This window comes from Capnocytophaga leadbetteri (assembly GCF_003054025.1).
GTDB lineage: Bacteria > Bacteroidota > Bacteroidia > Flavobacteriales > Flavobacteriaceae > Capnocytophaga > Capnocytophaga leadbetteri.
In genome coordinates, this window is record NZ_QBKG01000011.1 from 39,767 (window position 1) to 62,835 (window position 23,069).

Consider the following 23,069-nt stretch of genomic DNA (forward strand, 5'->3'; position numbering starts at 1 on the left):
TATGAAATACCTACTCCTATTTATATTACTCATTTTTAGCACTTTATATTCTTTTTCGCAAGAAAAGGAATTATACCCACACTCTCGTGCTGAAGAACTTATTGGTACGTGGACAATTATATCACAACGATTGGATAATTTGGAAATTACTCTAACTGATTGTGAGAAACAGAGTAATTTCATTTTTACTGCTAACGAAATTATTGAAAATTACTATAAAATATACGATGGTAGGTGCGTAATACTCAATTCTAACAAAGATATGTATACAATAAAGGAAAATCATATCATACGAAAAGAAGAAAGCGACTTAAACAATACTTTTGCTATAGAAAATGACCTTCTTACGCTTACTTTTACCGGAAAAGATGAAGATGGCACTGAGCATATAGCTGTGATTATCTTAAAGAAAACCAAACCCATAGAATACATAAAATAATGAGAACACTATTTTTCGCCTTATGCTTGCCCTTTATGGGCTACTCGCAAACTCTCTGGACATTAGACGACTGTATCAGTTATGCCAAAGAGCACAACCTTTCTATTAAACAATCTGAAATCGATTTGAAATCTACAGACATAGACCGTTTGCAGGCTAAAGGGGCTTTTTTGCCCTCAATAAACGGTAATTTGTCTTACAATTTCAACAGTGGGAAGAATATCAACCCTGTGACAAACCAGTACGAAAATACGGTTTTTCAATCAGCTTCAGGAGGTATTGGGGCTGAGATGACACTTTTTGCAGGCCTACAAAACTGGCGTAAACTACAACGTGCTACCCTAAACCAAATGGCGTCGGAATATCAGCTTGAGAAAGTAAAAGAAGATATTGTACTGATGATTATTAATGCTTATGCCGAAGTATTGAGCTATAAAGAACAAATAAAAAACTTAAAAGCACAACGTGAGGTATCGGAAGAAAGCGTAGAGCGCACCAAAAATCTAATAGAAGCCGGTTCTCTACCCAAAGGCGATATTTATGAAGCTGAAGCACAATTGCTAACCCAAGAACAGCAGATTATTGCTACTGAAAATGCTCTTTTTATCGCTAAAATGGGATTAGCTCAGTTACTTTTATTGAAAAACTATCAAGATTTTGATATTGCAGACCCTACTTTTGAACATCCTTCAGAAGAAATACTTGTAAAAACCCCTCAAGAAATCTATCTGCATGCTAAAGAAGTAATGAGTGATGTAAAAATAGCTGATAGTAATATTTTATTGGCTAAAAATGCACTACAAAGCGCAGAAGCTGCTTACTCTCCACGACTTTCAGCACAATGGGGATACAGCTCGCGATGGACAAAGAATAAATATTTAAACTTCTGGGATCAAATAGACCTAAATAAGGGGATGTATGCTGGGTTTTCGTTATCAGTGCCTATTTTTAATGGATTTTCTACCTTAACAAATATAAAACGTCAGAAACTAAACTTGTTAAAGGCTAAATATGCAAAAGAACAGGCAGAACTTACTTTAGAAAAAAACAGTTATCAGGCGCATACCAATGCTACTAATGCTAAAAAGCTATATGAAGCTACTGAAAAGACTGTTTTAGCAAAAAAACAATCTTTTAACTATGCAAAAGAACGTCACGATGTAGGCTTGATGAATACTTTTGACTTTAATCAGGCAAAATACCAGTATGAAAATGCTCAAAATGAATCAGTAAAAGCGAAGTATCAGTATATATTAAAGCTAAAAGTATTAGAGTACTACTTTAGGTAATAAAAAAGAAGTGATTTCTCACTTCTTTTTATACGGATTGGCACGATATCCTTCTAATAAAGCATCGTTTTCCATTATAAAGGGAATAGCAGTAGGCTGATCCCATTCTACATCATACCTATTCATCAGATAATCGCTTAATTCTGTTCGGTTCTGGAACTTTATAACTTGATAAGGTTCTTGAAAAGCAAGCTTTTCTACAAATAATATTCCTCCTTGCTTAAGAGGCACTAATACGCCTACATGTCCCACAAAAAGGGTGTTCTCATCTGCACTGAGTTGTGAATGAAAAAGGACTGAAATAAATGAGGCTTTCATAGGGTCATCTTTTTTAGGAAAACTAATACCTCTTTCTTTCCAAGAGCGTTGTACTGTGGCTAAATGAGAAGCTACTTCTTTAGTATTTTTTGTAGGCATAGAGGAAAATAAAGCCCAAAAACGGGCTTCATCCTCTGTTGTAAAATATTTTTTAGGCATCGTACGCAATACTTCTTTGTCTATAAAAAGTATTTCATCATCAGTAGATACACTTGTCGTAGGAGTTGCTACTGCTACAAAATCACGTAATAGAGTAAACGAAGTTATCCTACAGTTATAGCCCTGAAAAATAGGATATTTACGCGTCCATTGGCTCTGAATTGCAGCTTCATCATACTGTGGTAATAAAGAGTCGATAGTAGCATAACCTTGCGGTACTAAACCTACTTTTGCCCCAACTGTATTATTGAATAAAGCTACACTCTCCAAAAAATCTCCTATATTTTTAGTAGACACTCCTGCTGCAGCAAGAGCTTGTTGTACCTCCTGTTGAGATTCTGTATCCACCAAATTGCTATATACTAACTGTAGTTTGTGCTTTTCTTCTGTTTCTACAACTTTTTCTGTTACTTTTTTATTTGTTGGCTGCTGACAAGCAAACAGAAGTCCACAAACTATAGCCGTAAGAATTATTTTATTCATTATAGATTATTATTTAAATAGTGTTTTTATTTCTTCTAATAGTTTTATCTGTTTCTTTAAAGATTCTGTTTGCGTAAGCCCTTTCTTAATAGCAATCCCTTCATCTAAAACACTTAAAAGCATTTTCTTCCCTACAGGATTTTCCATTTCCTTAGCTATATCTTTCAACGGATTATAAATGCTTTCTACCAATTGAGTATTGTCTAAACTCATTGCCCACTGATAGCCTTTTTTAAAGTTAGCTGAAGTCTCTGGAGTATCTCTTTCTAAAAATGGATAATAGACGAAATAAGGCAGCATAGTAGGCAGATACTTCTCCATTTTGTTATCAATTATTACACTTGCTAAGCCCGCTAACTCGTCTACAGTATAATCTTCAGGTTTAGCTTGCTCTAAAAAGTTCTTTGCTCTTGCTGGTTCTGTACGTGCTATCCCATTAAGTGCTGCATTTTTTATAGCCCCCGAAGGTATAGACAAGGCTTTCTCAAATATAGCAGAATACTTCTTATCCTTGGTTGCTGCTAATACCCATATAGCAGCTGCTTTCACAAGATTGGCACTATCTGTTTCTGCTACTTTCTCTACTATTTGCAATTCTTTAGGAGTAAGTTTATAGTTAATGAGCTTCTGCAAAGCTTTTTCTCTTACTTTGAAGAAAGGGTCTTTCAGCGCTATTAATAGAATTTCTTTCCCTTCTGTAGCAGTAGTAGCTTCTACCGCCTCTATTCTACTCTTATAATCAGTAGCGTGTTGCAATTGATATAAATATTCTTTCCATGATTTATTATTGTTCTCAGTTGCAATTATCACTCCTCGTGGATTTATATCCACTAATTCTGGAGTATTAGCTACCGGAAAAGTAAAACTATTCTCTTTGCGGGCATCTACCCACACTTTATGACGCACTCGCTTACCATTTTCATAAACATCTATCTCTAATGGGAACTGAAATAGTATTTTTTCATCTTGTGTTTGTACTATTTTCACTGTCAACTTCTTAGTTGCAGCATTGTATTTCTTTACTACATCTATCACAGGATTTCCACTGCCAAAATACCACTGATTAAAGAACCAGTTTAAGTCTTTCCCACTTATTTTTTCTAATGAAAGTCGCAATTGGTGAGCTTCTCCAGTACCATAAGCATTAGTTTTCAAATAATCTGCAACTCCTGCAAAAAACGCCTCATCTCCTAAATAATCACGCAGCATATTAAGGATAGCTCCTCCTTTATTATAAGATACCAAATCAAACATATCATCTTGGCGATCATATCCAAATCGTACTAAATCTTTGCTAAAATCAGTAGGACGATGCTGATATTGACGCATATTATTCAATAAATGTTCATCTGCTACATCTCTTCCATATTTATAATCAAGCCAAAGATATTCTGAATAGTTAGCAAATGACTCATTCACTGTAAGGTTTGCCCAACTTTCTGTAGTCACCAAGTCTCCAAACCAATGATGCGCCAACTCGTGTGCTATAATAGGCTCCCAATGATTTTGGTCTTCTAAATCTTCTGCTGTCTGATAAGCTGTCTCTGCATGGCTTACGGCTGTTGTGTTTTCCATTGCTCCACTTACAAATTCACGTACCACCATTTGTGCATACTTCTGCCAGGGGAAATCATATCCAAATCGCTCTGAGAAAAAGGTTATCATCTCTGAAGTGTTACCAAATATTTTCTTAGCTACTGATTCATATGGTTTTTCTACATAATACTCTATGGGTATATTTCCGCGCCAAGGCGTATCTTTCACTACTGCAAATTCTCCTGCTCCCATAAAGAATAGATAAGGTGCGTGTGGTTTGTCCATCACCCAATGATCTGTACGCATACCATTGTTCTTTACTGAATTTTTAAGTACTCCATTAGAAAGGGTCACAAAGCTGTCTGGCACTATCATCTCTATTTCTTGTGTAGTCTTCTGGTTAGGACGGTCTATAGTAGGAAACCAACAAGAAGAAGCTTCACTCTCTCCTTGTGTCCATATCTGACGCATTGGCTTATCAGCTTCTCCTTTTGGATTAATAAAATACAATCCTTTAGTATCTGTTATTGCAAGAGAGCCCTTATCAAGTACTTTTTCAGGCTGTGCTGTATATTTAATGTAGATAGTATAATCCTCATCTTTCTGATAAGTTTTATCTAATTTTATTTTCAGCAAATCTTCTTTATATTGATAAGTAAGAGGCTGCTGCTTGCCTTTATTATCTATCGCTACAGTGTGTATCAACATCGATTTAGCATTGAGAATCAAACTATCTGTCGGATAAAAATAAGGAGCGGCAGTCAGCCATTCTTCCCCATTAAGTGTCTGATTGTCAAAATTAAAACTCACCTTTAGTTTAGTATGCTTCAATGCTGTTTTCTTTTCAGCAGTAGCGCGATAAAGGGTTCTGCCCGAAGTATCTGTTTGCGAAAATGCATAGCCCACAAGTAAAAAGGCGATAATAGATAAAATAATTCTTTTCATAAGTAAGAGTTAAAAAAATATAAATTTTGAGAGTGCAAAAGTAGTAAAAAAGTAAGAATAAAAAAAGAAAATTTGCTACTCAATTTTTTTTATTATCTTTGCAGCAATAAACAATAATAAAAATGAAACCTTCAATACAACATCTATTAATAGGCGGTGGAGTTATACTTACTTCTGGCTTTCTTGTCAATGCTATGTCTGTAAAAAAAGAAGAACGCAACATTTACGAACAAGTAGAAGCCGAGGTAGCTACTACTTCCCCCGATAGTGAAGTGTCTCCTATGAGTGAAGAGACATTTAGCAGTTACAAAGTCTATGCCATTGATTTACCCGAGAATTTAGATTTTGCTGGTGAAAGAGTTCCCATTGAAGACCCCGATGTTTACGAACGATTAGATAGAGAGTTCCTCGTCAATACTTATTGGCAGTCTAATGGATTGCTACTTCTAAAGCGAGCTAATAAGTATTTTCCTATTATCGAACCTATCCTCAAACGCAATAATATTCCCGATGATTTTAAGTATTTAGCTATTATTGAGAGTGGACTAACCAATGCTGTTTCACCCTCTGGAGCTAGTGGCTTTTGGCAGTTTATGAAAGCAGCCGCTCAAGAGTACGGTTTAGAAGTAACTGACCAAGTAGATGAACGTTACCATATAGAAAAAGCAACCCAAGCTGCTTGCGACTATTTCAAAAAAGCAAAACGTAGCACTGGAAGTTGGACGATGGCAGCTGCAGCTTATAACGCTGGCATAGCTGGTATGAACAAACAAACCTCTTTTCAGCAGACTAATAATTACTATGACTTATGGCTAAATACTGAAACTTCTCGCTATGTATTTCGTATTTTAGCAGTAAAAGAAATTATGAAACACCCTAAAAAGTATGGTTTTATCTTTGAGAAGAAGCACCTATACAATGAATTACCTACTTACAATGTTATGGTAGACTCTACTATTGAAAATCTAACTGATTTTGCAAAAACATATAATATTACTTACAAGGATTTGAAGATATATAACCCTTGGTTACGCGACAGAAAGCTTGACAACAAAGAAGGTAAAACTTATTACATCAAAATCCTTAAAAAATAAAGCAAATAATCTTTTTTTATCTTACACTCTATCAAATTTTAAAACTTCGATAGAGTGTTTTTTTTCGTCTTTATATGCTGCAAACTGTTTCAATATCTCCAGATTACCATTGGTTACCCACTTATGAGTCCCTACATAATCCTGCTTTTCATTTAGCAAGTGATATTGAGCAAGTATATTGCGTGTCTGCCGTGCTACAGCATAACCTGAGTCAATCACTTTGATAGAAGCAGGAATAAATCGTTGTATCTGAGGCAGCAGATAAGGGTAGTGCGTACATCCTAACACAAGGTAGTCTATGTCTTCTGCTACCATTGGTTGTAAGTATTTTTGTAGCAGTGCTGTCATTTCAGCACTTTCCATCTGTCCTGCTTCTATAAGGTCTACTAATCCCTCTCCTACCTGTTCTATAATTTCTATTTTCTCTTCTTGTTTTAAGTGCTCACTTGTTTTAGCAAAAAGGTCACTTGTGAGGGTACGGCGAGTAGCCAATACTCCTATTTTTTTAGTAATACTCTGCAACCCTGCAGGCTTAATAGCTGGTTCGATACCGATAAAAGGTACCTGTTTATATTTATCTCTAAGATAAGCTATCGCATTAGTAGTACCCGTATTACAAGCTACTACTATTATTTTTGCGTTATGATTGAGCAAAAATTGAGTATTAGCATCACATAGAGCTATTATTTCCTCTTTAGTTTTCTCTCCATAAGGAGCATTTTTATTATCTGCCAAAAAAAGTGTATTTTCATTAGGCATCAAAGCATTAATTTCTTTCCAGATAGTAGTACCACCTACACCCGAATCAAATAAACCTATAGGTGCCGTCAAAAGCTCAGCATTTTTCATTGTTGAAAAGTATTTTTGGAACTGCAAAAATAAAAAAAAGTGTTCAAAGAATGAACACTTTTTCTAAAAAATTTATTCCTATTCTTAAAATCCTAAATCTTTCTTTACACTACTGTATAGGTCTTCTCCTGAAGCTACTATCACACTTGAACCTGCACTTGAGTCTAACACATATTGTACTCCTTTTGCTTTAGCCACTTTTTCAATAGAGCTTTTTACTTTTTTAAGCAAAGGCTCTACTAACTCTTGTTGCTTCTTTTGCAAGTTTTGGGCTGCTGTTTGCTGAGACTGACGAATGTTGTTTTCCATTGTCTGAATTTCTTCTGATTTTTTTAGAAATTCTGTCTCACGTGCTTTCAATTGTGCCTCTGTAAGTGCTGCTGCTTCTTTCTGATATTTATCAGCTCTAGCCTGTAGTTCTTTTATAGCTGCCTGAATATCGGCTGTATAGCCTTGCTCTAATTTCTTCAATTGAGCTTCTATTGATTTTCTTTCAGGCATTTCTTCCAAGAGTTTTTGCACATCAATATGAGCTATTTTTACTTGGGCAGTTAGCATAGTTGTAGCCCCAAAAAATAAGGCTATTGCTACCATCAGTGTTCTAATGTTTCTCATCATCGTTTTAATATATTAGTTATTAAGTTTTTACTACTTTGTTGTAGGCGTTTGTGTCTTTGCCTCCATTTGTTTTTTCACTCTTTCAGCTTGTTCCTTTTCGCGTTGTGCTTTCTGTGCTTCACGCTCTTGTTGCAATTTTTGTTGGCGCTCTGCTAATTCCTTTTCACGTTGTGCTTTCAGAGCTTCGCGTTCTTGTTGTAACTTTTGTTGGCGTTCTGCCAATTCCTTTTCGCGTTGCGCTTTCTGTGCTTCACGCTCTTGTTGCAATTTTTGTTGGCGCTCTGCTTGCTCTTTTTCACGCTGCGCTTTTAGGTTCTCACGCTGCTGTTTCATCTCTTCTGTCTTGCGGAGGCGCTCTTGTTCATACTGCACACGGCGTTCCTCACGGGCTTTCTCTGCTTCCTTACGTTTTTTCACTCGTTCTTCTACGAACTCAAAATCATAACTTTCTTTTAGCAGTTCTGCCATATCCTTATTCCGATCATCTGCATTATCTTTTTTCTTCAGAGCACGTAGTACTACCTTGCTCAAGTTATGCTGCTCGTTCGAAAAAAGCATTGTAGCATCAGTTTTCTCAAATATAAAGTCATATTTGCGCATCTTGCCTATCTCTTGCACTATGTTAAAAACTTGGTCTTGTATAGGCTTTGCCAGCATAAACTTCTGCGATATGTATTCACCTTTTTCAGCATTAAACTTTTGTTCTTTATAAGCGTTTAGGTTATGCTTTAGCAAGGCTATCTCTTCTTCCTTATCTTTAATAAGTTCAGGCGTCAGCAGTGCTCGCTCAGCTTCCAATTGCTTTTCTTCTGCGTCTATTTTGGCCTGACGTTTTTCTATTTCTGCCTCCCACTGTGCTACCTGAAGCGCAAATTGCTCACTCGCTACTTTGTAATCTTCTAAGTGCGAAAGTATGTAATCCATATCCACATAGCCTATTCGTGAAGGCTTTTGCGAATATGCTAAACTCCCTGTTGCAAGTAGTAGCAAAATTAGTGTTCGTAACTTTTTCATAGAAAATATCGTGCCAAAAATTAGAATTGCTGACCAAAAATAAAGTGTGTTTGCCAACCGCTGCGTGTATTAGCATTTGCTGGATTGTCAAAACCATAACCAAAATCAATACCCAACATACCAAACTGTGGCATAAAGAGTCTAAGTCCTAAACCTGCTGAACGTTTTATCTGGAAAGGATTAAAGTTGCCTAAGCCATTGTATACATTACCTCCTTCAGCAAATAGCAAACCGTAAATTGATGCCATAGGCTTAAGAGTAATAGGATAACGCAACTCTAAAGAGTATTTGTTGTATACTGTCTCTCCGTCATCTGACGAAAGAGCGTAGTTTTCATAACCTCGCATTTGTATATTCTCACGGCTATCCATATTGTAGTAGCCTAATCCATCACCGCCCATAAAGAATCGTTCAAAAGGTACTACTCCACGTTTGCTGTTATAAGCTCCTAAGTAACCAAAGTCTGCCCCAAATTTTAATACAAATTTACTATATAAATTGGTATACCAAGCTGATGAAAACTTCAGTTTATAAAATTCTAACCAGCGGAATCGCTTCTGATCTACTAATGACAGTTTATCCGAATCGTTATCTGCTATTGCTTCTGCGCGTTCTTCTAATAATTTTCCATAATCTACTCCATTAAAGAGAGAATAAGGAGGTGTCAACTTAGCACTAATAGTGAAGCTACTACCCGACATCGGATAAATGGGGTTAGGACCACTCGAATTTCTTGATAGAGAAATCGTGTAAGCAAATGAGTTAGAACGACCATCTTTAAATGTAAACACACCAAAGTTGCTGTAATCTTGTAAGTCGTAATGCTGATAACTTAGGTTATGTGCAATTTGAAAATAATCATCAGGTACACGTAAGCGTTTCGCTAAACCTACACTCACACCTGTTATATATACACGTTTACTCTTATCTACATCATAGCTACGGTAATTATAGCCAAACTGCTCTGTTCTACTAAACGATACCGAAAACTGTACAGGGCGTTCTCCTCCCATCCAAGGCTCAGAGAATGAAAACCCATAAGTGCGGTAGTATCTACTTACTTGCACACTAAGTGATAGAGCTTGTCCATCACCCATAGGCACCGGAGTATATGCCTTAGGATTGAAAAGATTTTTTATCGAAAAGTTATTGAAAGAGAGTGCTACTGTTCCAATAAATGAACCTCCTCCATAACCTCCCTGTAATTGCACTTGACTTGAACCTGTCTCTGTCAATTTGTACTCTACATCTACGGTACCTGCATTAGGGTCTGCATTCTTCAACTCAGGATTCATATTCTGTGCATCAAACAGTTGCATTTGTCCTAACTCACGCAGTGTACGTATTATCGACTCTCTACTATATAGGTATCCAGGGCGTGTACGAAGCTCTCTATATATCACATAGTCATTAGTCTTCTCATTTCCTACTACCGAAATCTTATTGAAGTAAGCTGGTTTACCTTCTTGTATACGCACTTCAAAATTAATCGTATCATTCACCACTGACGTTTCTACAGGATGCACTTGCGAAAAAAGATAACCACTGTTCTGATATAAGTTAGAAATATCTTCAGAATCTGGATTAGTAGAATCTTGTATACGTTTCTTTAACAATACACCATTATAGACATCTCCTTTCTTTATTCCTAATACTTGATTGAGTACTCGGTCGTTATATACTGAGTTACCTAAGAAGCGTATATCTCCAAAATAGTAACGTTTTCCCTCCTCTAACGCTATCTTCAAGTCAATATTTCCGTTTTTATTTCTGATAAGCGTATCACTCACTATACGCGCATCTCTATATCCTTTCTCTTTGTAAAAATCAATAAGTCCTACTAAGTCCTCATCGTAATCTTTCTTCACATATTTTGAGCGTTTCCAAAAACGTCCAAAGCGTATTTGCTTAGTTTTTTTAAGCTTTTTGTGTAGTTTAGCCGCATCAAATTCTTTATTCCCCTCAAAAGTAATACGATCTATCTTTATCTTACTACCTTTATCTATGTGTATAAGCATATCTACCCCATTGGCATCAGTAGTATCTATTTTTGTATCAATAGTTACTTTAGTGTTGAAGTAGCCATCTTTTTTATACTTATTTGTAATATAGTTCTTAGTATTAGCTATAAGACTCTCATTTACCTTCACTCCTTTTTTTAGATCAGCATCTTTAAGCAATGTCTCAGCTTTTTTCTGATTAACCCCCGACACTTTCACATCTATAAGCGAAGGAGTCTCTTTGATAGCCAACTCTAAAAATACCTTATTCCCCTCTACTCGTTGTATGTAAATATTAATATCGCTAAACAACTTATAGCTCCACAATTTGTGAATGATAGCACTGAACTTTTCACTTGGTATCTCTATCTCATCGCCCACTCTCAATCCTGATGTGGTAAGAATAGTTTGCTCATTATAACGTTTGGCACCCGTTACTTCAATGCCTCCAATAGTATATTTTCTTCCTTGTCCTAATGATATTCTTTCTTCCTCTTGAGCATTCACCAAACTACAAACAGCTATGAATGCTAGTAATAAAATCTTTTTCAGCATAGTTTTACTTAAGTTGTTCGCTAATTTTTCCAAATCGTCTCTCTCTATTTTGATAACTAATGAGGGCTTCTTCCAAATGTTTTTTGGTAAAATCAGGCCATAGTACATCAGTAAAATAAAGTTCAGCATATGCTATCTGCCACAGTAGAAAGTTGCTAATTCTATACTCTCCGCTGGTGCGGATAAGTAAGTCTACATTAGGCAAATCATACGTATATAGATGTTGTTGTATAATATCTTCGTTTATAGCATCAACTTTTAGCTGTTGTTGCTCCACTTGCTGAGCTATGCGTTTTATTGTTGTCAGCAACTCCTCACGCGCTCCATAACTCAAAGCCAAGGTTAGAGTAGTACCCGTGTTGTGCTTCAGACGGTCTATCACTCCTACAAGTGTATTCTTTACTTTCTCAGGAAACCTTTCTAAGTTACCTATCATATTCAGCCGCACATTGTTCTTATCTAACTCATCAGCTTCTTTTCTCAAGAATTTTACTAATAGTTCCATAAGAGCCTTCACTTCCAATGCGGGTCTATTCCAATTTTCTGTTGAAAAAGCATAGAGTGTCAAATAAGGAATGTGGTGCTCTACACAATATTCCAACACTTGGCGCACACTTTGCGCCCCTTTTTCGTGTCCTAATGCTCTGAGCAACCCTTGTTTCTTAGCCCAACGTCCATTGCCATCCATTATAATGGCTAAATGTTCAGGGTATTTTGTTATTTCCATATATTAAACTCTATTTTCTACAATAGCAAGGCTCTTCTCCAAACGTATAAGTAAGAGTTAAACCTGTAAATGTATACCAATCATTGCTAGCTTTATTACCAAATGAAAAAGGTCGTTCTTTCGGTAAGCTACCATCTAAATTGTTAGTAAGTGTGTATCTAAAACCTACTTCACCTGCTAAAATAAGTCGCATGGTTATCTTTTTCTTTACCCCAAAAATCACAGGGAAAGTATAACTGAGCGTGCACTTAGTAGTATCAGTAGCCTCTACTGGCGGAGTAACAGCCTTCTCAAAATACAAATCGTCGTGCCAAAAAGCAGCCGCTCCTATGTAGAGATAGGGGGCCATTGGCTTATCTAACAAGTTTTTGATTCTAAAACGGAAGAAATTAAACTCCGCTCCTACAGAAAGTTCAGTCAAGTCGCTCTTAAACGAGAACTGACGGTTAATCTTACCTGGTATATCCGACTGTGCATCATCACCTTTCAATGATGATTTATTAACCTGCACCCTCAGAGCCATCCTCTGGTGAAAATTCCATTTAAAAAGACCGCCAAAGGCTACTTGGTTAGGATACACATAATAAGTACTCCCAACATCTGATATAGGGTTACTTCCGCCTAAAAATACCCCTACTTCATACCGCTGTGCTGATGCCAATTGCACCATCAATAGTATTCCGGTGATATATAATATTCTATACATACGCTATTCTATGCAAGGCGCAAATATAGGAGTTTTAAATGAAATAACATTCATTTTTAGCTTTTTTTTAACCCTAAAAACTCATTTTTTTCATCATCAAAACCATATAACACTGATTTTCAATAGTATACAAAAAGCACTTTTTACCTCTATCGCCCTACTCCTAATCATACTCTTTCATAAGCAATGATTATGCCAAATTTACCTATTTTCTAATTTGCAAATCTTCTAATTTGTTAATTTGCTAATTATACACTATCTTTGCGCCATTAATTAAAAAAAGATAAACTAATATGGCAAACATTGAAAAAATAAAATGCCTCATCATAGGATCAGGCCCTGCTGGCTATACAGCCGCTATTTATGCCTCTCGCGCCAATCTTAACCCTGTGCTTTACCAAGGCGAACAACCTGGCGGACAACTTACTACTACTTTCGAAGTAGAAAACTTCCCTGGCTATCCTGAGGGAGTAATGGGTAGCGAAATGATGATGCAGTTAGAGCAACAGGCTAAACGCTTTGGGGCTGATATTCGCAACGGCTTGGTGACTAAGGTAGATTTTTCGGCTCGCCCACACAAAGTATGGGTAGACGACAAAGAACTCCACGCCGATGCAGTAATCATTGCTACAGGGGCTTCTGCTAAATATTTAGGATTACCTTCTGAGCAACACTATCTACAAATAGGAGGAGGTGTGTCAGCTTGTGCCGTATGCGATGGCTTTTTCCACCGCAATCAAGAGGTAGCTATCGTAGGAGCAGGCGATTCTGCTTGCGAAGAAGCACTATATTTAGCCAATATCTGTGCCAAAGTTACGATGCTCGTACGCCGCGATGAGTTCCGTGCCTCTCAAATTATGAAAGAGCGCGTATTGAAAAACAAAAAAATAAATGTACTCTTCAATACCGAAACAGAAGAAATTATCGGTGACGGACAAGTAGTTACTGCTATTAAGGTGCGCAATAATAAAACTAATGAAACAAATGAAATCCCTATTACAGGCTTCTTTGTAGCTATAGGTCACAAACCTAATACCGAGGTATTTAAACCTTATATTGACACTGATGAAGTAGGTTATATCAAAAATGTACCAGGCACTTCTCTTACCAATGTAGCGGGCATATTCGTAGCGGGCGATGCTGCCGATACCCGTTACCGCCAAGCTATTACAGCAGCAGGTTCAGGCTGTATGGCTGCCCTCGATGCCGAAAAATACCTAATGACCCTCGAATAACCTCATAAGGGCAAAAGGCAATTCACTATAAAAAGCGCGATGTTTATCATTTAAAACATCGCGCTTTTTCATTTGCTAATTTATTTGCTTGTGCCGCTGGCACCTAATTTATGATTAATAATTCTATCCATATAATCCTGCATAAAAGCCTTAAGGTCTTTAATGCCTTTCTGAATTTCAGCATTATCTACCTTACCCAGTAGATTATCCTTCAAAGCCCCATCTTCTTTCTTATAAATACCATTAACTTTAGCATTTTCATCTATAATATAGATATAATTACCCTGCATCATTTGGTACATCACCGCATTCGAGATAAAAGCACGTGGTGTTTCATCTGCTACATTACTAAAAAGACTCCGCCCCCACGAACGGAAAGGCTTATGATAACCCATCAAATCTACTAATGAGGGGTAAATATCTATCTGTTGGGCTATTTCCGAAGATACTTTAGTAGGCACCAAGTTAGGATTAGCACTGTAGAACATTATAGCAGCCCCCATACCCGTAATCGGTTCTTTATACAAATCGTAATATATCTGGTTAGGGTGGTCATTTACGAAAGCAAAAATCGTATTCTCAAACCAAGGTTGTTTCTTAGCACATTCAAAAAACTGTTTCAATGCGTAATCCGTATAACCTATACATTTATGAATTTCCAAATGCCCCACAGGAAATTTTCCTTCATATTTCTTCGGAATCTGAAAAGGATGATGTGACGAAAGCGTGAAAATAGTACCAAAGAAAGGCTGCTTTTTCTCAGAATAAGTCCTACACATATACTGAAAGAAAGGCTCGTCCCATATCCCCCAATGTCCATCATCATCAGCGTCGTTATTATATTCTGTTTTACCGTAATAATGGTCAAAACCTAAGATGTTAGAAAAACCTAAAAATCCCATTGAACCATTAGGAGCCGAGTGGAAAAATGAAGTGTCATACCCCATCTCTTTAGCTATTGAAACTAATGATTGAGTAGGCTGTTTCACATAGGGCGAAGAAGTATAAGCTACCTGAAACGAAGGAATACCTGCCAACATAGACGAGATTCCGTGTATAGATTGCCGCCCTGTACAGTAAGCATTATCAAGCACAAATGAATGTTGTGCAAGCGAATCTAAGAAAGGAGTATAACTCTCAAAATTAGGAATATGCGTCTTAGTATTCATACAGCCCCAATACTCCTTACCAAAGCTCTCTAAAATAAACAACACCACATTAGGTTTCTGTACCACCTCACGGCTATACTGCTTAATAGGCTTAATATTTCCTTCTATATACGCCTCATCTACCAAATGATATTCTTTAAAACCTTTATTCTTTCCCATACTACGTATAAGGCAGAAAGGCGTGTTGAGTATCGCATCTGCCTGTGCCGTAATATTCACGTGCCTACTCGCGTCCAACATATTAATAGGACGTGTATCCGAAGTAAAACCACCTCCGCGAATTGCCATCATTATCAGTGTACCCAATCCTAAAAAGCAAACCGCAGACCACACATAGTAAGGTACTTTTCTCTCAACCTTCACAGGCTTTATTTTCACTAACTTATACAGAAATACCCATAAAGCAATAAGCAAAATAAAACCGACAAACATATACCAATAATCTACCAAGAAAGTAAAAAATAAGGTCGCTTTGTTCTGTTCGTGCTCAATAACCGCAAAAGAAGCCGAAGTAAGACGCGATTTACTGAATGGATAATACACCATATCGATAAAATTAGTGGTGTAAGCTATCGTATTAGGAATAAAATACGCCCAAAAGACCACTTTCTGAAATTTCGGATGCGTATTTACCCACAAAGGCAACAAACTAAGCAGTATAAACAGTAAATTGATATACATTATAGCACAGTTATCAAACGCCAGACCATAGTAGAAAAGGTCAATAGCGCTATAATCACCCATCACATCGTGATTAAAATAGATAAACAAGCCACGTGCTATAGCATAAAAGAAATATACCAAGAAAATACGATACAGAAATACTAAATATTCTCTAACCCTCATAATATTTATAGTTGATTTTTAAGTAAATTGTAATAATAATATAACAAATGCCAATACAGTTGAAGCTATAAGTACCCCTCGTGCGCTCTCATTCTTATTTCTATTCAAGAAAATGAAAAACACCAAAAGGTCTAAGGCACCTCCTAAGGCTATAAGTTTCCCCAGATAACCTTTATAATAAGCATCTAACAAAGTAATGCGAACGCTGAACTTCGAAAAAATAAGCACATAAGCCAAAATAGCCAACGCATTAGCCAATAATCCTGCTAAAAAACCAATGATAAGGTCTCTCCTATCCTCATTTATTTTTATAAATCCCATTGCTGTAGTGTTTGAAGATGTTGATGAGCAGTAAGGTCAAACTGCACAGGCACTACCGATATATATCCATTTTCAAGAGCCCATTGGTCAGTATCAGTACCTTCATCTTGGTTTACAAAAGTACCAGTCATCCAGTAGTATACTCTTCCTTGTGGATTTACACGCTTATCAAAGCTCTCAATCCATCTCGAACGTGCCTGACGACATATTTTCACCCCTTTTATTTCTTCTTTGCGAAGATTAGGGATATTCACATTCAGTACCGTACCCTTAGGCAAGCCATTAGCAAGCACCTTCTCAGCAATATGTTTTATATAGCTACGTGCTTGCGAAAAATCAGCATTCCAACTTGGGTCTAATAGCGAGAAGCCTATAGCGGGTATTCCTTCAGTTCCAGCTTCGATAGCAGCACTCATTGTACCCGAATATATCACATTTATAGAAGCGTTACTCCCGTGATTGATACCACTCACACAGAGGTCAGGCATACGTCCGTTTAGTACCTCGTGTTTAGCAATCTTCACGCAGTCAGCAGGCGTACCGCTACAAGCGTACTCACGGGTTGCACCGTTTTTAGAAGGCATTGGGTCGCAATACATAGTCGTATCTAAGGTTACCGCGTGACCTTTACCACTTTGGGGCGAGTCAGGAGCCACTACCACCACCTCGCCTAATTCATTCATTATCTCTATCAAATAACGGATACCAGGAGCAGTAATACCGTCATCATTAGTTACTAAAATCAAAGGTTTTTGCATATTCAAAAAAACTTAAAAAAGTATCAGCGCACAAAAGTACAAAATAATTATAAATAACAAATGATAAATACCAAATTTTATACTTCCAGATCACATAGCCTCTCACCGAACGTTAAGCGAAGGATGAGCGAACAATTAGCGAAGGATAAGCGAAAAATTAGCAAAGGATAAGCGAAAAATAAACATCTTACAAACGCCCTTTCTGCTCGCCCTCCACCTGTCCCACTTGTCTCACAATCGCCGGTGCGGCTCGCACTCCCACTCGTCTCAAACCTCCCAGCCTTCCCAGCCCTCTCAAACCTCCCATCTATTTCTCACTGATAATAAACAACTTACACACTCCTGTAAAAAAATAAATGTTAAAATATTTGTCAATTAGAAATATTCATCGTAACTATGCACCAAAATTAAGCAACCAAGAACATTTAAACACTATTTAAATGCAATTAATATAGTGATATAAAGACATAAAAATATTAGCGTTTCGCTTTACATTTTCCTATTACAGAAATACGACCAATTTTTCAACACCGGGAAAGTGAAGTGGAAATGCCTACGTTATAAGCGTGGGCATTCCTTTTTACTTTGGTGTGCAGCCTTTGGTCGGGCTTCTGTAATAAGTAAAAAAGGAATGCACCGCGTTTTTTTATGTCCCTATATAAACAACAAGGCGGAAACTGAAAAGCCTGTAACAGAGTAGGTATGATTTTTTAATTTTTTAGAACAATGAAAAAAGTAGTATTGTATGTATTCTTAGCTATCGCATTAGCTTCCTCTAAAACAGTTTTCTCTCAAACTGTAGTGCAAGGTTTAAAAGTATATGAGGGAAATATTAGCAATATGGAAGTATTTTTTCCTAATCTTAAAAGAGCAGAGATAAAAAATACTTTTGAGATTACAGATTGGGTTTATCTATCAAATAACAATGTTTATTCTGTCGCTCGTTTTTATTTCCCTGAATATAGAAAATTTATGTATTTCCTTATAGAAAACTATACAGAACCCTATAGTGATATATATAAAATCTCAAATACCATTGAATACAATCAATTGATAACTACAATGGAGCGATATGGTTATAAAACAACAAGAAATTAATTAAAAAATATGAAAAAAGTATTTATCTTATTTTGCCTTATTTTTTCAAATATAGCAATAGCTCAATCAGTAAGAGAATTAGATGCAAAGAATGGTTTTAGGCATTTTAAGTTAGGAACTACTCCTGCTCAGAATGAAAATATCACAAAAGTAGATAAAGCCAATGAAAACCCTAATATTTCCAAATATATTTATGTTGGTAATGCAATAAAAACTATTTTTAATGTGCCTGTTACAGAAGTAATTTTAACATTTTTCAAAAATAAGCTGTGTAGCATTCAAGTGCTTTTTGGAGATGTAGGAGAAGACAATGAGTTTACAATTACTCAGTATCAAAATATTTTATCTATTTTAGAAAAAGCTTACGGAAAACAATGGCACGAACCTTCTAACAGCAGTGGTGTAATAATGAACGGAGCTATTTGGGATGGTACTAAAGTCCGTTTAGAGCTATTTAGAGTAAATTTCTCTAAAGACTACAACAATCCTTCAGACTATGACCACAACAGCGGTTACATTCAAGTTTTTGACAAGGAAATGAATAGACAAAGAGCATTAAGCGAATTTTAAAAATAACACAATATGAGAAGATTAATTTACCTTTTAAGTTTTTTTATTTGTTTATATTGGATATGAACAAGTGAATGATAATCTTAGAAAAACAACTGAACAAGGAGATGCAAAAGCTCAGAATAACTTAGCTGCTTGCTATTATCTTGGAAAAGGAATTAAAAAGTCTAAAAGTAAAGCTATATTTTGGCTTCGTAAGGCTTGTGAAAACTTCAATGACAAAGTTTGTAAAATGTTAAACCAAATAAAATAAATATCATAATAATGAAAAAAGTATTGTTTATCTGTATGTTACTTGCTTTGGTTTCTTGTGAATCAGAAGAGACTAAAATCAATAAAGCAAAAGAAGTGGTAAGTATTTTTGCAAGTAATACTACATTTGGAAATTTAGAAAAACTGACTTTATATTATCCTAATATGAAAGAGCTAAAAGGGCGTTTTTTGGTGTTGAAAGATTTTCAAATATTAAATGCTGTACTAAACGAGAAAACGATTTCTATAATAGGAAAAGCACAAGGAAATGAGGTGCTTTTTGAAGTTAAGAAGGAAAATGGGAAGTACATTATCACAAAAACAAAAGGACTTTCTATGTTTGTATATTCTAACCTTTACAAGTATTGCAAACAGATTGGTTGTATGAAAGGAGATAACTATGATGTTGAAATCTCTAAAATTTGTTCTGAAAAAGAGTTTCAGTTTTATAGTTTAGTAGAGATTATTAAAAGAGAAATCGAACAAAATGTTCGTTTAGAAAATCACACTGTTCAAGGTGGATATGGATATGTTACAGGGAATATTACCTACAAAAATTACTCAAATTTTACAATCCCTCGTGATACATACAATTTATATGTTGAGTATCTTAACAGCAAAGGAAAAGTACTCTTTAAGGAAAAAACTGTTGAATTTACTACACTAACTTATGGTGAAAGTAATACAACTTGGGTATCGAAAGATGTTCAAGGAGCAAGCAAAATAGCTGTTTCATTAGAAATAACAAACACTGATTTTATTGAAAAAATACTAGCCGAACACGCAAAAGGAAATGATTGTACCTTTTCTAATAACCTATAAAATTAAGAACAATGAAAAAAATATTATTTTTAATAGTGTGCTTTTTGCCTTTTGTTGTAGCTTGCACACAAGAAAATAAAATAAAGAATGATCTAACTGAACTCGAATTGAAAGACAAGGTTAAATCATTAAAAATTATCCATTATGAACCTATTGATAAATTTGGCGAGATTACTGCAGGAGAAAGATTAGAAGGCAATAGATCTTATAGTTTTAATGAACAGGGGTTTATATTATCTTTCGATACTTTTGGAAAAGATGGAGAAATTAAAACTTCTCAAAAAATAATTTACAACGAACAAAATAAGAAAAGTGAAATACGTGCTCTAAATATAGTTGATTTAGGCGATACAAAAATAAATTTTGAAAGTAAATCAGTTTACAAATATAATTCAGAAGGGAATAATGTAGAGATACTTACTTTTGCAGGAGATAAAGAAACAGCTAAAGAAGTGTATCAGTACAATTTAAAAAATGAAAAAATAGAAGGAAGAACAATATTCTTTCAAGATGATGGAAAAGAAATATTTGGAGGGAAAGAAATCTATAAGTATGATGATAAAGGCAATTTGATTGAACAAATTGGCTACTCTTCTAACGGAGATGAAACTACGAGAAGTCTTTTTGTCTACGATCAAAAAAATAATAAAGTAGAAGAGGCTTCTTATAAACAAAACACTTTGGAAGAAAAACGATTTTTCAAGTATAATAATCAAAATAGAAAAATAAAAGAGTTAGTTAATCTACCCAATTCTAAATATGAGTTGGTATTTTATTTTCAATATGATAATAATGGAAATGAGTTGAGTTCTGAGGGTGTGCTTAATATGAACTTAGAAAATAGAATTCTTAGAAAAGATTCCTATAAGTATATTTATGATGATAAAGGGAATTGGACAAAGAAAATCATCTATGAAAATGGCATAGCTAAGTTTATCACAAAAAGAATTTTTGAATATTACTAAAAAACACACTTATGAAACTAATATTTTTTTTGTTGAGCTTCATGGCTTTGGTAGCTTGTGAGAGCAAAAGTAGTAAAACTGACTGGGATAAACAGAATTTAAAAGGCAAGGTGAAATCCATAAAAGAAACACCTTATGAAGCTATAGGATATTCAGGTGAATATCACAAGGGAAATTTAGCTCCAAGAGGCTTTGCTAATAATGAATTCTCTTTTAACAAGACAGGAAAATTACTTAAAGAAATTTCCTATAATAAAAATGGGGGAGTGTCTAATATTTATACTTATAATTATGATAGTAAAGGATTATTATTAAGCAAAGACACTTATGACAGTAAAGGAAAATTCGAAGAAAAATCAGTTTATAAACATGATTTCCAAGGTAATATAACAGAAGAAAACTTATATAATACTAATGGAAAATTAAAATCCAATAATTATTATATCTATAGATATGATGAAAAAGGAAATCAAGTAGAACGTTATGTATTCGTTTATGGAACAGATGAGGAAGGTAATTTTTCCTTTGATGAAAATGGCACTGCGAAAATTGAAATCATCCATAAAGAAGAAAATTCGTATGACCAAAAAGGAAATAAAATAAAAAGCACAATTCAAGATCTCATTTTTGGTAAAACAGAAATTTCCTATGAGTATGATAATAGTGGCAACTTAGTTAGAAAAATTGAAGCAGGGGGAGTATTGGACGGAAAAGAAAACATAACTTGTAAATACAAGTTTGACAGTAAAGGCAATTGGATAGAAATGACTAAAACAATAACATCTCAAGGGCACAGTAAAAATTTAATCATAGAACGAAATATAGAATACTATTAGCAATGAAAAGAATAATCTTACTCCTCGCAATATTTTTAACTTTGGTTGCTTGTAATCAAAGAAAGAGTTATTACAATGATGATAGCTCTGAAAGCTATGAAGAAAGCACTTTCTATAAGGAGGAAGAAGAATATCCTGATGGTACTTACGAAGCTGAAGTAAAAGTTTACAATCCTGATACAGGACACAAAGCTACTTATACATTAGACGTAGAAGTAGAAGACGCCGAGCTTACCAAAATATATTGGAATAATGGTGGATGGTTAGACGATAGCCATTTCTCTCCTGTAGATATCAGTGATGGTTCAGCCTCATTTGAGGATGATAGAGGTCGTGAATACAAAGTTGAACTCAATTAAATTCTACTCTAATGAAAAACCTCCTTCTCATCATCACTTTATTTACTTCCTTATCTCTCTTTTCACAAGTGAGAAAAGAAGTAGAAAATGGTATTTGGGTAACCTTCCCTAAAAATCCACAATATAGTATGGCACAGGGGGCACGACAATATATTGCTCAAACAGATAATGCAGTCTATATGGTGCAGAGTATAGATCTACCACAACGTTCTCAGTACTTAGTAGCTGAAAGAAATTTCTCAGAGGCTGAGAAAAAAGAAGTAGCAGATAGTTTTCTCAACAACTATACTCAAGGAGTAATGGCTTCCTCAGGAAATACTGCACAGGTAAGCCCTATCAAAAAGGGAACTCATTATGGTAGAAAAATAAGTTATTCTGCAATTAATCCTATAACGGGTGAAGTTACTAAATGCTGTAGTGTAGTGCTTTTTGTTCGTGCTAAGGTAGTCTCTATAGAATGTATTACAATAGATAACAGAGAGCAAGCTATTACTGAGATGAATCTTTTTTTAAACTCTATTACAGCTAAATAAAGCTATCTTTATTCTCAAAAAAGCTACCCCACAGGTAGCTTTTTTCTCTCTTTAGTACAAGCTCGCAGTTTGTATTTTTCTTTTTAAAGTTGCTTTTACAACCTTATTCCATTAAGAGACAACTATTTGCTTAAGAACAAAAATAGCTGCAATTTTGCAGCCTAAAAAACGTGTTCTTTGATATTTTGTTTAGTATGGTATCGCTCTGTTTTTTTAAAACAAAAAAAGAGCAATTCATTACTGAATTGCTCTTTTTATAAGAAGGCGGCGACATACTCTCCCACTTGCGTAGTACCATCTGCGCTAAAAGGTTTAACTGCTCTGTTCGGAATGGTAAGAGGTGAGACCTTTGACTATAACCACCTTAAATCTTTAGTCGTTAGTCCATAGCCGTTAGTCGTTAGAACATAACTGACAACTTACTAACTCTATCATATTATTAACACACTAGGATAAAAAGCAAATATTTAACTAACTATTCCCTTAAAAAGAATGCTGCGCGAAAAGTCTACGGGTTATTAGTATTACTCGGCTATGATGTTACCACCGTTACACCTGTAACCTATCAACGTG

At 35.4% G+C, this 23,069-nt stretch carries 23 protein-coding genes and 1 rRNA gene; 12 read left to right on the forward strand and 12 right to left on the reverse strand.

Translation table 11 applies throughout. From position 1 onward, the window contains the following. Position 1: 1 nt before the first annotated feature. Positions 2-439, forward strand: coding sequence for a lipocalin-like domain-containing protein (locus tag C8P65_RS08905; RefSeq protein WP_107782497.1), 438 nt, complete (start codon positions 2-4; stop codon positions 437-439). Continuing rightward, complete coding sequence (locus C8P65_RS08910; RefSeq protein WP_107782498.1) at positions 436-1,728, forward strand: TolC family protein; 1,293 nt, start codon at positions 436-438, stop codon at positions 1,726-1,728. The genes C8P65_RS08905 and C8P65_RS08910 overlap by 4 nt, the downstream gene beginning before the upstream one ends. An 18-nt stretch (positions 1,729-1,746) precedes the next feature. On the opposite strand, the gene C8P65_RS08915 is transcribed toward C8P65_RS08910, so the two are convergent. Continuing rightward, positions 1,747-2,688 (reverse strand): DUF4300 family protein, encoded by a 942-nt coding sequence (locus tag C8P65_RS08915; RefSeq protein WP_107782499.1) that lies wholly within the window; start codon positions 2,686-2,688, stop codon positions 1,747-1,749. Between the two features lie 9 nt (positions 2,689-2,697). Then, on the reverse strand, positions 2,698-5,169 hold the full coding sequence (locus tag C8P65_RS08920; RefSeq protein WP_107782500.1) for a M1 family metallopeptidase: 2,472 nt from the start codon (positions 5,167-5,169) through the stop codon (positions 2,698-2,700). Between the two features lie 122 nt (positions 5,170-5,291). Between C8P65_RS08920 and C8P65_RS08925 the strand changes: the two genes are divergently transcribed. Beyond that, on the forward strand, positions 5,292-6,263 hold the full coding sequence (locus tag C8P65_RS08925; protein ID WP_107782501.1) for a lytic transglycosylase domain-containing protein: 972 nt from the start codon (positions 5,292-5,294) through the stop codon (positions 6,261-6,263). A 21-nt stretch (positions 6,264-6,284) separates the two neighbouring features. Here the strand turns inward: C8P65_RS08925 and murI are convergent, their stop codons facing one another. From murI to porG, 6 genes are all read right to left on the reverse strand, one after another. Beyond that, entirely contained in the window at positions 6,285-7,112 is an 828-nt protein-coding gene (gene murI / locus C8P65_RS08930; protein ID WP_107782502.1) for a glutamate racemase, read from the reverse strand. 84 nt (positions 7,113-7,196) lie between these two features. Continuing rightward, complete coding sequence (locus C8P65_RS08935; RefSeq protein ID WP_009389240.1) at positions 7,197-7,730, reverse strand: OmpH/Skp family outer membrane protein; 534 nt, start codon at positions 7,728-7,730, stop codon at positions 7,197-7,199. 30 nt (positions 7,731-7,760) lie between these two features. Then, complete coding sequence (locus C8P65_RS08940) at positions 7,761-8,744, reverse strand: OmpH family outer membrane protein (RefSeq protein WP_107782503.1); 984 nt, start codon at positions 8,742-8,744, stop codon at positions 7,761-7,763. 20 nt (positions 8,745-8,764) lie between these two features. Next, complete coding sequence (locus C8P65_RS08945) at positions 8,765-11,299, reverse strand: BamA/OMP85 family outer membrane protein (protein WP_107782504.1); 2,535 nt, start codon at positions 11,297-11,299, stop codon at positions 8,765-8,767. Positions 11,300-11,303: 4 nt separating this feature from the next. Further along, positions 11,304-12,026: an undecaprenyl pyrophosphate synthase gene (locus tag C8P65_RS08950; protein WP_095913068.1), complete on the reverse strand. Its 723-nt coding sequence runs from the start codon at positions 12,024-12,026 to the stop codon at positions 11,304-11,306. 10 nt (positions 12,027-12,036) lie between these two features. Then, entirely contained in the window at positions 12,037-12,732 is a 696-nt protein-coding gene (porG, locus tag C8P65_RS08955; RefSeq protein WP_107782505.1) for a type IX secretion system protein PorG, read from the reverse strand. Between the two features lie 293 nt (positions 12,733-13,025). On the opposite strand from porG, the gene trxB reads away from it, so the two are divergent. Continuing rightward, positions 13,026-13,967, forward strand: coding sequence for a thioredoxin-disulfide reductase (gene trxB, locus C8P65_RS08960; RefSeq protein ID WP_107782506.1), 942 nt, complete (start codon positions 13,026-13,028; stop codon positions 13,965-13,967). A gap of 80 nt (positions 13,968-14,047) precedes the next feature. On the opposite strand, the gene C8P65_RS08965 is transcribed toward trxB, so the two are convergent. The 3 genes from C8P65_RS08965 to surE are packed head-to-tail and all read right to left on the reverse strand — an operon-like array spanning position 14,048 to position 17,061. After that, positions 14,048-15,982: an LTA synthase family protein gene (locus tag C8P65_RS08965; protein ID WP_107782507.1), complete on the reverse strand. Its 1,935-nt coding sequence runs from the start codon at positions 15,980-15,982 to the stop codon at positions 14,048-14,050. 18 nt (positions 15,983-16,000) lie between these two features. Next, positions 16,001-16,303 (reverse strand): hypothetical protein, encoded by a 303-nt coding sequence (locus C8P65_RS08970; protein ID WP_009389232.1) that lies wholly within the window; start codon positions 16,301-16,303, stop codon positions 16,001-16,003. Continuing rightward, positions 16,291-17,061: a 5'/3'-nucleotidase SurE gene (gene surE / locus C8P65_RS08975; RefSeq protein WP_009389231.1), complete on the reverse strand. Its 771-nt coding sequence runs from the start codon at positions 17,059-17,061 to the stop codon at positions 16,291-16,293. Before surE ends, C8P65_RS08970 begins: the two co-directional genes overlap by 13 nt. Positions 17,062-17,787: 726 nt before the next feature. Between surE and C8P65_RS08980 the strand changes: the two genes are divergently transcribed. The 8 genes from C8P65_RS08980 (at position 17,788) to C8P65_RS09015 (ending at position 22,496) form a co-directional block, all read left to right on the forward strand. Further along, positions 17,788-18,159, forward strand: a complete 372-nt coding sequence (locus C8P65_RS08980) for a hypothetical protein (protein ID WP_107782508.1) — start codon at positions 17,788-17,790, stop codon at positions 18,157-18,159. A gap of 9 nt (positions 18,160-18,168) precedes the next feature. Beyond that, positions 18,169-18,729 (forward strand): hypothetical protein, encoded by a 561-nt coding sequence (locus tag C8P65_RS08985; protein WP_107782509.1) that lies wholly within the window; start codon positions 18,169-18,171, stop codon positions 18,727-18,729. Between the two features lie 70 nt (positions 18,730-18,799). Then, positions 18,800-18,982: an SEL1-like repeat protein gene (locus C8P65_RS08990; RefSeq protein ID WP_245887378.1), complete on the forward strand. Its 183-nt coding sequence runs from the start codon at positions 18,800-18,802 to the stop codon at positions 18,980-18,982. An 11-nt stretch (positions 18,983-18,993) separates the two neighbouring features. Beyond that, on the forward strand, positions 18,994-19,803 hold the full coding sequence (locus tag C8P65_RS08995; RefSeq protein ID WP_107782510.1) for a hypothetical protein: 810 nt from the start codon (positions 18,994-18,996) through the stop codon (positions 19,801-19,803). An 11-nt stretch (positions 19,804-19,814) separates the two neighbouring features. Beyond that, on the forward strand, positions 19,815-20,768 hold the full coding sequence (locus tag C8P65_RS09000; protein WP_107782511.1) for a hypothetical protein: 954 nt from the start codon (positions 19,815-19,817) through the stop codon (positions 20,766-20,768). Between the two features lie 11 nt (positions 20,769-20,779). Continuing rightward, positions 20,780-21,604, forward strand: coding sequence for a hypothetical protein (locus C8P65_RS09005; RefSeq protein ID WP_107782512.1), 825 nt, complete (start codon positions 20,780-20,782; stop codon positions 21,602-21,604). Positions 21,605-21,606: 2 nt separating this feature from the next. Further along, entirely contained in the window at positions 21,607-21,963 is a 357-nt protein-coding gene (locus C8P65_RS09010) for a hypothetical protein (protein ID WP_107782513.1), read from the forward strand. Between the two features lie 11 nt (positions 21,964-21,974). Next, complete coding sequence (locus C8P65_RS09015; RefSeq protein ID WP_107782514.1) at positions 21,975-22,496, forward strand: hypothetical protein; 522 nt, start codon at positions 21,975-21,977, stop codon at positions 22,494-22,496. A gap of 259 nt (positions 22,497-22,755) precedes the next feature. Here the strand turns inward: C8P65_RS09015 and rrf are convergent. Beyond that, positions 22,756-22,863: ribosomal RNA gene (rrf, locus tag C8P65_RS09020) — 5S ribosomal RNA — on the reverse strand. Positions 22,864-23,069: the final 206 nt, after the last annotated feature.